We start from the raw sequence: 14,289 nt of genomic DNA, 5'->3' as shown, positions 1-14,289 counted from the left end.
TTTGACATCTCAAACAATGTCAATTAAAATAAAAGTATAGTATTTTGCATATTCAACATAGTATAAATTATATAGAAGGGTAATATAAATACCCTTTTATTTTTTGTAGCAGGGGGTGTTCTTGTGGCAAAGAACATTGCAAAATCTAAGACATCTGCCACAGCCACCGTTTTGGACCAAAAGAAAGCAAGGTTTGTTTCAAAAGATACAAGGGATAATGAATTCAAACAGAATTTAAAAGAGCCATTGATAAAACCTGAAAAACCTCTTGTGCTGGCAGATGCAAAAAAAGAAAAGAAAAAATCAAAAGATAAAAAAACAACTAAGAGGGAGAATAATAGTTATTTACATAGATTTTGGAGAGCTATATCTTCCAAGGTAAAACCAGCGATAATTAAGAAAACCCGCGTTTTCAAAAATAAACCAGAAAGCTTTGTTTTTTCTCACAAGCATTTCAGAAAAAATCCTCTAAAAAGTATATTAGAGGAGATATTAAGAATAGTTATTGGGCTGAGGTTCATTGGAAATATAAGAAATTCAAAGGAAGGTATGCTGAAGCTAAAGATATTTTCCACACTGGCATTTATGATTTTTATGATTTTTGCTTTACATAGAATTCCAAGTACATACCAGAAAGCTTATGCAGTTTTACTCAATGGAAGCATTGTAGGATATGTAAAGGACAAAACAGAGGCTCAAAAACTTTTCAGTAACTTGAAAAAAGAAATTTCAAGCAAGCATGGAACGGACGAATTTGTTTTTCAAAACAAACCTCAGCTAAAGGAAATTCCGCCTGGCCAATACAAAAGTACAAGTTTGGATAGTCTCAAAAACACCATAATAGAAAAAGGTGTTGTGCTTGTAAAAAGGTATGCGCTTTTTGTAAACTCAAAAGCTTACATGGTATTTGAAAATCCTCAGATACCACAAAAAGTCTTGCTTAAACTAAAAAGCGTTTATTACAAAAATGAGGCAGCATCTGCAAGATTTTTAGAAAAGGTTGAGATAAAGCCTGTGTATGTAAAAACGAGTGTGTCAGTTGCAACTGAAGATCAGGCGCTTACCAAGATAATGTTTGGAAAAGATGAGGTAATTGAGTATACTATCAAAGAAGGAGATACGCTGTGGGATTTAGCCAGAAAATATGATATCTCTGTGGATGATATATTTGCCTCGAACCCGGGCCTCACTGAAAAAATAATGCCAGGGCAGAAGATAAAACTTTCTAAGATGACACCGCTTATTAACGTTGTGCTTGAAAAGGAAGTGGAGTTTGAGGATATTCTGCCCAAGCAAGTAAAAGTTATAAAATCTGAGAACTATTATACAACACAGACTATTGTAAAGCAGGAAGGGAAAGATGGAAGGGCAAAGATAAAAGCTAAGATTGTGTACATGAACGGTCTTGAGTATGACAGAAAGATACTTTCCCAGCAAATTTTGCAAAGACCAGTTGACAGGGTTGTAGTTGTTGGAACAAAAAAACCTCCAAGATATTTTGCAACAGGAAGATTTTCGTATCCTGTATGGGGGCTACTTACATCGCGATTTGGATACAGAGGGAGAGAATTTCATGAAGGGATAGACCTTGCTGTTCCGTGGGGTTCAAACGTGTATGCAGCAGATGGTGGTGTTGTTGAGTTTGCCGGGTGGTCAGGTGGTTATGGCAAGCTCATTATTATAAATCACCAGAATGGCTACAAAACTTACTATGGTCATCTTAGCAGGTTTTTGGTAAGCCCAGGACAGAAGGTTGCAAAGGGGCAGCTTATTGCCAAAAGCGGGTCAACTGGCAGAAGTACAGGTCCTCATCTTCATTTTGAGGTGAGGAAAAATGGCGTGCCACAAAATCCGCTTGTGTATCTGCGCTAATAAAGGAATTTCAAGTACAAGTATAAAAAAAGGCTGGTTGATGCTTCAAAAAAGCGACAAACCAGCCTTTTATTTTTACCAGTCAATTTCAATTTCATATTCAATTGGGTCTTTCACGCCCACTTTTTTGAAAGCTTCAATCCGCTCTGTGCATGTTCCGCACCTGCCACAGGCTTTTTGACCGCCTTTGTAACATGACCATGTCAGGCTATAATTTACTCCAAGTTCAAGACCTCTTCTGAGTATGTCTTCTTTTTTCATATCAACATAAGGTGCTTCAAGCTCAAGACCTATATAGTCAGCAAGATATAGTGCATTTTTCATTACCTCAACAAACTCTTTGCGACAATCAGGGTATATGGGATGATCACCTGCGTGTGCGCCATAAAACAGCTTTTTTGCCCCAAGCGATATAGCATATGCTGCAGAAATAGAAAGCAAAACCATGTTCCTGTTTGGAACAACTGTCTGTTTCATGGTGCTGTCGGTGTAATATCCCTCTGGCACATCCCAGTCAGGCGTTGTGAGTGCAGATGGTGCAAGCTCTGCAAAAAATGAGATATCAACAATCTTGTGAGGGATGGATAAAAGACTGCATGTCTTTTTTGCAAACTCAAGCTCTTTTGAATGTTTTTGTCCGTACAAAAAACTTATTGCAAAGACTTCATAGCCTTGACTTTTAACATCATAAAGAAGTGTTGTTGAGTCCATACCACCAGATAAAACAACAACAGCTCTCATTTTTTCAAGCTTTTCACTCCTTTGCAGCAATAACATCAACTTCTATAAGAGCACCTGGCAAAAGCTTTGCCTCAATGGTTGTTCTTGCAGGGAAATTCTGCGTAAAGATTGTGGAGTAAACTTCGTTAAACTTTGCAAAATCCTCAAGTGAGGACAAATATACATTTACTTTGACAACATCTTCAAAAGAAAATCCAGCTTCTTTCAAAATAGCTTCAATGTTCTTGAAGACAAGCTGTGTTTGAACTTTTATATCGTCACCTTCTATTTTCCCAGACATTGGGTTTATGGCAAGCTGTCCTGAGACAAAAAGAAGATTTCCAACCTGCACAGCATGCGAATACGGTCCAACTGGTTTTGGAGCATCATTTGAAACTATACATTTTTTCATTTTAAAATCACTCTCCTTGAAAAATTTATTCAAGCTTGCTGCCGCAATAAGGACAGTACAAAAAAGTCTTTGAAACTCTTCTTTGACAGTTCGGACAAAAATCAGACCTTTCATCATCAAATCCATATGAAGTTTCAAATTTTCTAAAAAGCTCAACATCGGCAAGGGTAATTGGAGTGTCAATTCCACGTTCCAAATCATGAGCAAGTTGCTGATTTGTAATTATATAAATTCGATTGCAACAGCTTGTTTGCAAAAAATACCTAACATTCCACCTGAAAAGCGGAATAAAGAAAAAATGAAAATAGTTATAAACTTTAAGCAAAGTATGGTTTCCTTTTCTTGAGCAAAAAGGGCAAATTGTCACATCTATTTGCCGTATAGCTTTTGCTTTCTCTTCAATGCCAAATATACCTATAAAAAACATTCTTAGTATATCCAGCTCCTCAAAAATCATTGTTCTTTTTGTATTTTATCATTTTAAGTTTTGATTTTAAAGATTTGTGATATAATTTTATTGCAGCTTGTAAAGTGCACATTAAGATTTGTGAGGAGGGTGAATGCAGAGGTGAAGGTAATATTTGTGGGTAAAAATAAAGAGGTTGAAGTAAAAGGACCAAAGACAGTTATAAATCTTGCTAAAGAACTTAATATAACTTTAGAGGCAAACGTGTTCATCAGAAATGGCGAGATAGTTGCACCTGATGATATTTTAAATGATGAAGACACAATTGAGGTTATCTCAGCTGTTTCAGGTGGTTAGAAGTTTTGAAAGGAGCTGAAAAAGGCTTTGAAGTGTGTGAGATGTAAAGGAAAGGGCATAATTTATCTCAAACGCCACAATGCAGCTTTTTGTCAGGATTGTTTTTTATATTATTACAATAATCAGGTAAAGAAAAATATAAAAAGGCACAAGATGTTTGACAAAAAGGATAAGATTTTGGTGGTAATTTCCGGCGGGAAAGACAGCATGGCTCTGTGGCACATATTGGCAAGCGAAGGGTACAATGTCACAGGGATGTATATAAACCTTGGAATTGGCCAGTATTCTGACAAATCACAGCAGGTTGTGGAAAGCTTTGCGCAAAAAAACGGTCTTGAGCTTATTGTAAAAGACATTAAAAAAGAGTATGGGCTTGACATATACAAACTTTCAAAGCTTTTAAAAAGAAGCACATGTTCCATTTGCGGTTCAATAAAAAGATACCTCTTTAACAAAGTAGCATATGATGGCGGGTTTTCAGCTGTTGCAACAGGACACAACCTTGACGATGAAGCAGCAACGCTTTTGGGAAATGTACTTTCGTGGGAAGAAGGATATCTTGCAAGACAGTCGCCTGTGCTTGAATCCACCCATCCAAAACTTGTAAAAAAAGTAAAGCCGCTTTATACTCTTACAGAGCGTGAAAACTTGTTTTATGTTCTTATAAACAAAATAGAATTTTTGCACGATGAATGTCCGCACGCAATTGGTGCTAGGTCAATTTTGTACAAAGAGGTTTTAAACAGGCTTGAAGAGGAAAGCCCGGGGACAAAACAGCGCTTTATAACAAGCTTTCTTGAAAAGGGAAGAAGACATTTTCAGGATGTTCAAGAGAAGCTTGAACTGAAGGAGTGTAGCATCTGCGGCCAGGTCACAACAACAGAGGTGTGTTCGTTTTGCAGGTTTGTGAGGCTGTCAAACCAAAATACAGAAAACTAAAAGGGTTGCCAAAACTGATGAATCCAAAGCGGATGGAAATTTCTTGGCAACCCTTTGATTTTTCACACTCCTCTGCTATTCTCTGGCCAGATTATCTTATGAAGCTGAAGCTGGACCCTTGCGTCAAAAAGCCCATTTTCAAGCACAAACTTTACAATCTCCCTTGGTTCTATTTTGCCAAAAACTGGGCTGAAAAAGATGTTGCACCTTGGCTTGAATGTCTTTATTATTCTTTCCGCAGTTTTTAAATCTTCATATGTGCTAACAACAAACTTGAGCACATCTTTTTGACCAAGAAAGTGGATGTTGTCAACAATCATCCTGTCTTCCATACCGCTTGATGGGCACTTGTAGTCCATGGTGATAATAGCATCTCTCGGCACATGCTTTATGCTGACAGAACCATTTGTTTCTATGTTTACTTCAAATCCTTCGCTGATTAACCTGTCTATCAATAAGTAAATGTAAGGCTGGATAAGAGGCTCTCCGCCTGTGAGTGTAACTCTTTTAATCCCTGTTGAAGTGATAAAGTTCATGAGATTATCAATATCAATTTCTTCGTATTCTGGATTTTCATTTGCATACTTTGTATCACACCAAGAACATCTAAGGTTGCATCCTGCAAACCGCACAAACACGGCAGGATATCCACTTCTTATACCTTCTCCTTCAATGCTCACAAACTTTTCAACTACGTTGAATTTAATAGGATTTTCGCTTTTAATGTATAAATCTGACAATTGATATCTTCACCCTTTTTTATTAAAATTTAGTATAAAATTATTGTATTAAAACTTAGGATAATTCAAGAATTTCTACATCAAGTCTTGAAAAGTGCTTTTTATCAAAAGTAAATATCTTATTATTTCCTAATTTAACCATATGATGAAAAAGGTATGCATCAATAAAATCAACGTTGTATTCTTTGTAGCTTTTGAGTGCAAACAGAATAACGTCTCCTTCTTCTACTTCAACACCATCAGCACATATAAAAGCACTCAGGATATCAGCTATTTGGTTCTTTGGTATCTTATAAAACGATTCTAAAGTCCATACAACTTCTGCAATTGTAATAGGTGCAACAAGTAATTTTAATTTCCCCTGTTCTGCCTCAAGCATAATTTTTTGAGCTTTTTTAAATAATTCATGGTGGTCTTGCAAAAGATATCTTAAAATGACATTTGCATCAATCCAAACTTTTTTCATTCTAGCTTCTCCTTTACTCTTTTGCTTACCCAAATTTCTTTTGTAATATTTGCTTCATGTTCCAGATCTGTAAACTCAATTGATGATTTCAAAGCCCCTCCAAGCTCTGATAGTTTCTTTTTCTTTATTACTTCAATTATAACCTTGCCATCATCCTGCACGGTAAAAAGTACACTATCACCTATCTCCCCACCAATAATTTTCCTTATCTCAGCTGGCAGTTGTAGCTGACCTTTTCCAGTAATCTTTGATCTTGCTTGTATCATGAAAACACCTCTAAGATAAGTTGTTCTTACCTTTATTATAATCAATGATATTTAAAATTTCAATGACTAATTAGATGAATCAGTAAAATGTTATTATAAATACTTTTTTGATTCTTTCAAGTATATTAAATCTAAAAACTCACAAACTACTCATTCTTGTTGCGATTAATGGCTCAAAAAAATCCATTCTTACTGTTTTAGAAGGTTCTCAAGATCTCCCAATACAACATAAAAAAGAAAAGACTAACAAACAGACTCAAGAATACACCTAAGCTCAACTGATATGACTTTTGATCAAAATGATAATTTATGCAATTAAACTTCTAAAACTTTGCATGTTTATAAGCAATAAAAAGTCCTGTAAATATGCTTGACTTAAAGACCTAATAGAATTATAAAAAATATAAAACCTTTTGCATGTGGATGATTCAAATGAATTATATGGAACTTTACAGCAAATTATTAAATAAGCTAATTCAAAACAACAAAAACGGATATTGGCTTTTGAAAAGTGGGATATTGATTGGGAAAAACTATGTTAAGTATTTTCCAGACAAAAGACTTCCAAGGTCGTTTCAGTATCTGCACAAAATAGTCTTTGATTGGACTTACAAAGGAATTGCAAGTAAAAGTAGTGTATGGGTAAATCTATTTGCTCCAAGTGAAATTTTACTTGCTTTTGGCTTCAATCCCATCTTTGTTGAGGCAATTTCTGCGTTTTTATCAGGACTTGATGTGGAAGACGAGCTCATCTTGAAAGCAGAAAGCCAGGGAATAAGCGAAAGCTTTTGTACTTTTCACAAAGCTTTTTTAGGTGCTGCAATTTCAAATCTTTTAAAAAAGCCGAAATTCTTGGTTGCAACTTCAAGTATCTGCGATGCCAACCTAAATACATTTAGATTTTTGTCTGAGACTTTAAAACTGCCATTTTTCTTTTTAGATGTTCCCTCTGAAGATTCCAAAGAGGCAAGGCAGTATTTAAAAGCACAGCTGAGCAGTATGATAAACTCCATAGAAAAGCTGACAGGTCGAAAACGTAATCTTGACTATTTAGTCCAGATTATAAAAAAAGAAAATGCGACAAGAAAACTTATAAAGGAAAGCTTACAGCTGAGATCAACAAAAAACATTAAAACCACACTTACATTTGAGATGTTTATGCTCTATCCTTCGCATGTGTTCTGTGGCACTGACCAGGCTTTGAGGTTTTATCAGATGTTTGTTGATGACCTGAAAAACTCAGAAGAAAGAGACGGTAAAAGTATTTTCTTTATACACACACTTCCTATATTTGAAGAAAATTTTAAAGAGTATTTCAATTTCAGTAGCAGAATAAATGTCCTTGGGATGGACCTAAATTTCGACTTTTTAGATGAAATAAACGAACAAGATCCAATAGAAGCAATTTGCGAAAAACTTTTGAAAAATCCATACAATGGTGATTTTAAAAGAAGATTTGAGCACATCAAAACATTAATAGAAATTTTAAAGCCAGATGGAGTTTTGCAGATATGCCAGATGGGATGCAAACAGTCCATAGGATGCTCAATGCTTTTAAAATCGAACATTGAAACTCTGGGTATTCCATTTACCTCTATAGATGTAGATTGCGTTAACAAGAAGAACAATGGCAAAGAACAAATAAGAACTCGGCTTGAAGCATTTTTAGAAAGAGTCAAATGAGGAGAGTGGCGATGAATGATAGCCTATGTTTGCAAATATACTCCCGTTGAGCTGATTAAAGCTTTTGGTGAAGAAGTTTATAAGTTAGAGCCAAAAGTAGCATCGGTTGAAAATGCAGAAAGGTTTTTGCACACAAATCTTTGCAGTTTTAGCAAGGCAGTTTTGGAGTACATATTGCAAAATGATATAAAAAGAGTTGTTCTGACAGCTTGCTGTGATAGTATGAAAAGAGTATATGACGTTTTAAAAGACAAAATGGAATTTATAGATATCATTGACGTTCCACGGATGGATTTGCCTCAATCAGTTGAATATTTCTCATTTGAGCTAAAAAGGTTTAAAGAGAAGCTTTCGCATTATCTGAAAAAAGAATTTGACAAGGAGATATTCGAAAGTGAAGTAAGAAAGCTTACTAACAATTACAAAAATGAAGAGTGTGAAATAGCAATTTTAGGAGCACATGCAGGAGAAGATGTTGTGAAGACAGCTACCGAACTGTCAAATGGAAGGGTGTTGAATCTTACTTGTTCAGGACCGCGAATTTGCTTGCAAGATAATAAGTTTGATGGTAGTATTGAGGACTATGCAAAAATTCTTTTAAGCCTTCTGCCATGTATGAGAATGAATATGGAGAGGGATTTTTTAAATAAGAATCATTACAAAGGAATTATTTATAACACAATAAAATTTTGTGATTTTTACTCATTTGAATATGCAAAGATAAAAGATAGGCAAAACGTTTTAAAAATTGAAATGGACTATAGCCAAGAACTTTCTCAGCAAATTGTAACACGTATTGAAGCATTTGTAGAAATAACAGAAAAGCCTCAAATAAAATCTATGGAAAAACAAGGCCGAAAAAAATATTTTGCTGGTATTGATAGTGGCTCTACCTCCACAAAAGTTGTGATTATTGATGACAGCAAAAACATTTTGAGCTATTTTATTACAAAAACGGGATTTGATGTTATAAAAAGTGCCAAGTCTGCCCTTGAAAAGGCTTGTGAACTTGCAGGTTTGAAAATAGAAGATATTGGTTTTATTGTCTCGACTGGTTATGGGAGAATTAGCATACCATTTGCCAACCTTCAAGTGACAGAGATTACCTGTCATGCGAAAGGGATACATTTTCTTTTTCCATCTGCAAGGACCATAATAGACGTAGGCGGACAGGACAGTAAGGTTATAAAAATAGACCAAAACGGCAATGTGGTTGACTTTGTCATGAATGACAAGTGCTCAGCTGGCACAGGAAGGTTTATAGAATATATGGCAAGGGTTTTAGAGGTTCGAGTTGAAGAGTTTTCAAAATGGCAAGAAGGTAAAGAGGATCTGACAATTTCAAGCATGTGCACAGTGTTTGCAGAGTCAGAGGTTATAAGCTTGGTAGCTCAAGGGAAAAGAAGAGAGGATATAATAAGAGCTATAAATAAGGCTGTGGCAACTAAAATAATTTCACTTGTAAATAGAGTAAAGGCTGAAGAAGACTTTGTTTTCACAGGTGGTGTTGCAAAAAACAAAGGCATTTTTTCAGAACTTGAAAAAAGATTGGGGCTAAAACTTTTTACTCCTTTTGAACCTCAAATAACAGGAGCGCTGGGTGCGGCTTTGATTGGGCTTGAAAAAAGAGGGTAGAAATTTTCCCGCTTGACATGCAACTTTTGCAAGAGTAAAATATAATTCGCATTCGAAATATTTGTATCAAAAATATTCGAATAGAAATAATTTGCTATGTGGTGGTGTTAATGGAATTAAGAGAGAAAAAGATTAGGTTGTTAAGGCTTTTAAAAGAGGTGTCTATCAAGATACGGGAGGCGCTGAAATACAGGGGTGATGAGGTTGAGATACCTGCCTCTCACTGGATGATGATGAGTATCCTTGATAAGAACGGTAAGATGAAAGTGGGGGATTTGAGCAGCATCCTTGGCCTTTCAAACAGCACAGTGTCAGGGATACTTGACAGATTGGAAAAGCAGGGATTTGTTGAAAGAGAAAGAAGCACAGAAGATAGAAGAGTTGTGTGGGTTCAGACAACTCAAAAGTTCAAAGAATGCCTTTATATGCACTTTAAAGAGGCAGAAAAACAGTTTGAAAATTTACTTAGCAAAGCAACAGAAGATGAGATAGACAAAGTGCTTGAAGGTTTTGAAACACTCAAAAGAATCTTGGAAAGATAAAAACTCAAAATATAATAGCAAAAGGGTGATTGTAAATTGAAGAAGGTTTTGAAATATCTCAAACCTTACACGCTACTTGTTTTAGCAGCAATTTTGTTTGTATTCATTCAAGCCATGAGTGAGCTCACGCTGCCAGATTATATGTCAAAGATAGTAAATGTGGGGATACAGCAAAGCGGTATCGAAAATGCAGTGCCTGAGGCCATAAGAAGATCTACCATGGAAAAGGTAATTTTGTTTGTTCCAGAACAAAAGAAAGATGATGTTTTGAACATGTATGAACTTGTAACAAAAGACTCTAGCAATTACAACTATTATCTCAAAAAATATCCTATTTTGTCTAAGGAAGATGTCTATGTATTAAAGACAAAAGAAAGGGACAAGATTGATAAGGTAAATGTTGATTTTGGCAAGGCGATTTTGGCTGCTTTTGGCATTGAAAAGATGATGTCAAGTGCAAAAGGCGAAAGTTTTAACTTTAATGGCAGGCAAATACCAGCCGGGGTAGACCTTTTTGTTATCTTAAAACAGCTTCCACAGCAGCAGGTTATGCAGATTCAGCAGGAGATCAACAAAAAGTTTGCATCGCTTGGCGACAGTATGATAGTTCAGGCAGCAGCTTCTGCAATAAAAGATGAGTACAAAAAGATTGGAATAGACATAGGCAAAATACAGACTTTTTATATCATCAAGATGGGTCTTCTGATGCTTCTTTTGACGTTGATTTCAGCAATCTCCACCATTTTAGTTGCTTTCTTTGCAGCAAAATCTGCAGCAGGCGTTGCAAGGGATATGAGAAAAGATGTGTTTTCTACAGTTGAGAGCTTTTCAATTGAGGAGTTTGACAAGTTCTCAACAGCATCACTCATTACAAGAACAACAAACGACATCATGCAGATTCAGATGCTTCTTGTGATTTCAATCAGAATGATATTCTTTGCACCTGTAATGGGAATTGGCGGTGTGTTCAAAGCTCTTTCAAAGAGCCATTCAATGTCGTGGATTATTGCGCTTGCTGTGATTGTTCTTCTGGGACTTATAATGATTTTGTACGCTATTGCAATGCCAAAGTTTATGATTATGCAAAAGCTAATAGATAAGCTAAACCTTGTTGCAAGAGAAAATCTGTCAGGTATCATGGTTGTTCGTGCATTCAACGCACAGAAGTTTGAAGAAGAGAGGTTTGACGAGGCAAATAGGGATCTTACAAAAGTAGGTCTTTTTGTTAACAGGGCAATGGCAGTGCTTTTCCCGTCCATGATGTTTATCATGAACGGTGTTACTCTCTTGATTGTGTGGGTTGGAGCTCACTATATTCAAAATTCAAGTATGCAGGTTGGCGATATGCTTGCGTTTATGCAGTATTCTATACAGATAATCTTTTCGTTCTTGATGCTTTCAATGCTCTTTATTCTTGTTCCAAGAGCTGCTGTTTCTGCAAGACGTATTGAAGAAGTTCTTTCAACAGAGCCTACAATTAAGAATCCTGAAAAACCTGAAAAGTTCAAAGAAGATATGAAGGGTATGGTAGAGTTTAGAAATGTATCATTCAAATACCCAGGCGCAGAAGAGTATGTTCTGCAAAATATAAATTTTAAAATCTTGCCTGGTCAGACAGTTGGAATAATTGGTAGAACAGGAAGTGGCAAGAGTACACTTGTAAATCTTATTATGAGATTTTATGATGCAACAGAAGGTCAGGTTTTGGTAAACGGGGTTGATGTGAAAAAAGTAAATCTTGAGGATTTAAGATCAAAAATTGGGTATGTTCCTCAAAAGAGCTGGCTTTTTAGTGGTACTATTAAATCAAACCTCAAGATTGGCAACGACAATGCAACAGATGAGGATTTAAGGCAGGCTGCTGAGATTGCACAGGCACTTGAATTTATAGAGGAAAAGCCACAAAAGTTTGATACAGAAATTTCACAGGGTGGAACTAACGTTTCAGGTGGGCAAAAACAAAGACTTTCGATTGCAAGAGCGCTTGTCAAAAACCCTGATATTTATATATTTGATGAGAGCTTTTCGGCTCTTGACTTTAGAACTGAACTTAAGCTCAGGAGAACTTTGAAAGAAAAACTTAAAGACAAGACAGTAATAATAGTATCTCAAAGAATTGCAACCTTGCTTCACGCAGACCAGATAATTGTGCTTGAAGATGGGAAAATTGTTGGTATTGGCAGGCATGAAGAACTTTTAAGAAGCTGTGAAACTTATCGTGAAATTGCTCTTTCACAGCTTCCAGAGGAGGAATTGCTGGCATGAGTGAAAGACAGACTGCACCTTCTCAAATGCATATGAGAAGACCAAGAAGACATGGCCCGGGACCTATGGGACCTGGGTTTGTGGGTGAAAAACCCAAGGATTTTAAAACTGCTATGAAAAAGCTCATAAGGTATCTATCTGCTTACAAGGTTTCACTTGTTGCAGTGATGGTTCTTGCAATGTTATCTGCTGCCTTTTCAATCGCAGGACCTAAAATCCTCAGCAAAGCCATCACAAAGATATTCGAAGGCATCATGAGCAAGATAAGCGGCACAGGCAGCGGCATTGACTTTGAGTATGTTGGTAAAATCATTTTGATTTTGCTGGGGCTGTATATTGTAAGTGCTCTTTTTGGCTACATTCAGGGATGGATAATGTCTGGTGTTTCAATGAAGCTAACGTACAGGCTCAGAAAAGAAATCTCACAAAAGATAAATAGACTTCCATTGAAATACTTTGAAAGCACAAACCAAGGTGAGATACTTTCAAGAATCACAAACGATGTTGACACACTCACACAGACATTAAATCAGAGCCTCACACAGATAATAACCTCAACAACATTAGTCATCGGTGCACTTGTAATGATGCTCAGCATAAATGTTCTTATGACAGTGGTTGCGCTGCTTATAATTCCACTTTCTTTTTCTGTTGTTGCGCTGATAATTGGCAAATCACAAAAGTTTTTTATGCAACAGCAGGAATATTTAGGACATGTAAACGGGCAGGTTGAAGAGGCATACGGCGGGCATGTTGTTATAAAAGCATTTAATGCGGAGAAAAAGACAATTGAAAAGTTCAACTTTTTCAATGAAAAGCTCTACAATGCTGCATGGAAATCACAGTTTTTGACAGGTGTCATGATGCCGCTTATGAACATCATAGGTAATCTTGGGTATGTTGTTGTGACAGTACTTGGTAGTTACCTTACAATAAAAGGTACAATTGAGATTGGCGACATTCAGGCGTTTGTTCAGTATATAAGGTCGTTCACACAGCCAATTGCCCAGATTGCAAATATTTCGAACATCCTGCAGCAAACAGCAGCGTGTGCTGAGAGAGTGTTTGAGTTTTTGGAAGAAGAGGAAGAGGTGCCAGATACACCAAATCCACAGATTAAGCTTGAAAGCATAAAAGGCGATGTAGAGTTCAGAAATGTCAAATTTGGCTACAGACCCGACAAAATTGTTATAAACAACTTCTCTGCAAAGATAAAAGCTGGGCAGAAGATAGCAATTGTTGGGCCAACAGGTGCAGGTAAAACCACTGTTGTAAAGCTTTTGATGAGGTATTACGATGTGAATGATGGTGCGATTTTGATAGATGGGCATGATATAAGAGAGTTCAAACGTGAAGATTTGAGGTCGCTTTTTGGTATGGTATTGCAGGACACATGGCTTTACAATGGAACAATAAAAGATAATATTCGCTATGGAAAACCAGATGCGACAGATGATGAGGTGATAAGAGCGGCAAAGCTTGCGCATGCAGACCATTTTATAAGAACACTGCCACAGGGTTATGATACAGTGCTCAATGAAGAGACAACAAATATCTCTCAAGGACAAAAACAGCTTCTTACCATTGCAAGAGCAATCTTAAAAGACCCGAAGATTTTGATTCTTGATGAGGCAACAAGCTCTGTTGACACCTTGACAGAACTGCAGATACAAAAGGCAATGGACAATCTCATGAAAGGAAGGACATCTTTCATAATAGCCCACAGACTATCAACAATACGAAATGCAGATTTGATTTTGGTTATGGACCATGGAGATATCGTTGAGCAGGGCACACACAAAGAACTTTTACAAAAAGGCGGTTTTTACGCTCAGCTTTACTACAGTCAATTCGAAAAGGAAGAAGAGCTTGCGGGATAAAAAGATATTTTACCATAAAAGTTTATGGGCCCTGGGTGGCTTTATTTCCCAGGGCACTTTTGTTTTCTCACAAAAATTTAAAAATACTGTGCAAAATTTTGCAATA

At 36.4% G+C, this 14,289-nt stretch carries 14 protein-coding genes; 8 read left to right on the top strand and 6 right to left on the bottom strand.

Translation table 11 applies throughout. The features are described 5' to 3' along the window. Positions 1 to 123 precede the first annotated feature (123 nt). Positions 124 to 1,872 (top strand): M23 family metallopeptidase, encoded by a 1,749-nt coding sequence (locus CALHY_RS12355; RefSeq protein WP_013404276.1) that lies wholly within the window; start codon positions 124 to 126, stop codon positions 1,870 to 1,872. 75 nt (positions 1,873 to 1,947) lie between these two features. Here the strand turns inward: CALHY_RS12355 and queC are convergent, their stop codons facing one another. From queC to CALHY_RS12340, 3 genes are read right to left on the bottom strand one after another with little or no spacing between them, the layout of a single operon-like run. Then, positions 1,948 to 2,613, bottom strand: a complete 666-nt coding sequence (queC, locus tag CALHY_RS12350) for a 7-cyano-7-deazaguanine synthase QueC (protein WP_041723501.1) — start codon at positions 2,611 to 2,613, stop codon at positions 1,948 to 1,950. Between the two features lie 13 nt (positions 2,614 to 2,626). Next, on the bottom strand, positions 2,627 to 3,004 hold the full coding sequence (locus CALHY_RS12345; RefSeq protein ID WP_013404274.1) for a RidA family protein: 378 nt from the start codon (positions 3,002 to 3,004) through the stop codon (positions 2,627 to 2,629). Between the two features lie 25 nt (positions 3,005 to 3,029). Then, a complete protein-coding gene (locus CALHY_RS12340) occupies positions 3,030 to 3,431 on the bottom strand; it encodes a zinc ribbon domain-containing protein (protein WP_013404273.1) in 402 nt (133 codons plus the stop codon). A 141-nt stretch (positions 3,432 to 3,572) separates the two neighbouring features. Between CALHY_RS12340 and CALHY_RS12335 the strand changes: the two genes are divergently transcribed. Beyond that, positions 3,573 to 3,767 carry a MoaD/ThiS family protein gene (locus CALHY_RS12335; protein WP_013404272.1) on the top strand — a complete coding sequence of 65 codons (195 nt, stop codon included), beginning with the start codon at positions 3,573 to 3,575 and terminating at the stop codon, positions 3,765 to 3,767. Between the two features lie 27 nt (positions 3,768 to 3,794). Then, on the top strand, positions 3,795 to 4,706 hold the full coding sequence (locus tag CALHY_RS12330) for a TIGR00269 family protein (RefSeq protein WP_013404271.1): 912 nt from the start codon (positions 3,795 to 3,797) through the stop codon (positions 4,704 to 4,706). Positions 4,707 to 4,768: 62 nt separating this feature from the next. Here the strand turns inward: CALHY_RS12330 and queE are convergent, their stop codons facing one another. Genes queE through CALHY_RS12315 form a run of 3 tightly spaced genes read right to left on the bottom strand, consistent with a single transcriptional unit; the run spans position 4,769 to position 6,178 of the window. Continuing rightward, positions 4,769 to 5,446 (bottom strand): putative 7-carboxy-7-deazaguanine synthase QueE, encoded by a 678-nt coding sequence (gene queE / locus CALHY_RS12325; RefSeq protein WP_013404270.1) that lies wholly within the window; start codon positions 5,444 to 5,446, stop codon positions 4,769 to 4,771. A 55-nt stretch (positions 5,447 to 5,501) separates the two neighbouring features. After that, positions 5,502 to 5,912: a PIN domain-containing protein gene (locus CALHY_RS12320; protein ID WP_013404269.1), complete on the bottom strand. Its 411-nt coding sequence runs from the start codon at positions 5,910 to 5,912 to the stop codon at positions 5,502 to 5,504. Further along, entirely contained in the window at positions 5,909 to 6,178 is a 270-nt protein-coding gene (locus CALHY_RS12315) for an AbrB/MazE/SpoVT family DNA-binding domain-containing protein (protein ID WP_013404268.1), read from the bottom strand. Before CALHY_RS12315 ends, CALHY_RS12320 begins: the two co-directional genes overlap by 4 nt. Positions 6,179 to 6,610: 432 nt before the next feature. Between CALHY_RS12315 and CALHY_RS12310 the strand changes: the two genes are divergently transcribed. The 5 genes from CALHY_RS12310 (at position 6,611) to CALHY_RS12290 (ending at position 14,183) form a co-directional block, all read left to right on the top strand. Continuing rightward, positions 6,611 to 7,861, top strand: a complete 1,251-nt coding sequence (locus CALHY_RS12310; RefSeq protein ID WP_013404267.1) for a 2-hydroxyacyl-CoA dehydratase subunit D — start codon at positions 6,611 to 6,613, stop codon at positions 7,859 to 7,861. 15 nt (positions 7,862 to 7,876) lie between these two features. After that, complete coding sequence (locus CALHY_RS12305) at positions 7,877 to 9,496, top strand: acyl-CoA dehydratase activase (RefSeq protein WP_013404266.1); 1,620 nt, start codon at positions 7,877 to 7,879, stop codon at positions 9,494 to 9,496. Positions 9,497 to 9,606: 110 nt separating this feature from the next. Next, the gene (locus tag CALHY_RS12300; RefSeq protein WP_013404265.1) at positions 9,607 to 10,038 is read left to right on the top strand and encodes a MarR family winged helix-turn-helix transcriptional regulator; all 432 of its coding nucleotides are present in this window, start codon (positions 9,607 to 9,609) and stop codon (positions 10,036 to 10,038) included. A 36-nt stretch (positions 10,039 to 10,074) separates the two neighbouring features. After that, complete coding sequence (locus CALHY_RS12295) at positions 10,075 to 12,303, top strand: ABC transporter ATP-binding protein (protein ID WP_013404264.1); 2,229 nt, start codon at positions 10,075 to 10,077, stop codon at positions 12,301 to 12,303. Further along, positions 12,300 to 14,183: an ABC transporter ATP-binding protein gene (locus tag CALHY_RS12290; RefSeq protein ID WP_013404263.1), complete on the top strand. Its 1,884-nt coding sequence runs from the start codon at positions 12,300 to 12,302 to the stop codon at positions 14,181 to 14,183. The genes CALHY_RS12295 and CALHY_RS12290 overlap by 4 nt, the downstream gene beginning before the upstream one ends. Positions 14,184 to 14,289: the final 106 nt, after the last annotated feature.

The sequence above is a fragment of the Caldicellulosiruptor hydrothermalis 108 genome, assembly GCF_000166355.1.
Lineage (GTDB): Bacteria > Bacillota > Thermoanaerobacteria > Caldicellulosiruptorales > Caldicellulosiruptoraceae > Caldicellulosiruptor > Caldicellulosiruptor hydrothermalis.
The sequence above is the reverse complement of the archived record's forward strand: the minus strand, read 5'-3'. Positions and strand labels throughout refer to the sequence as shown.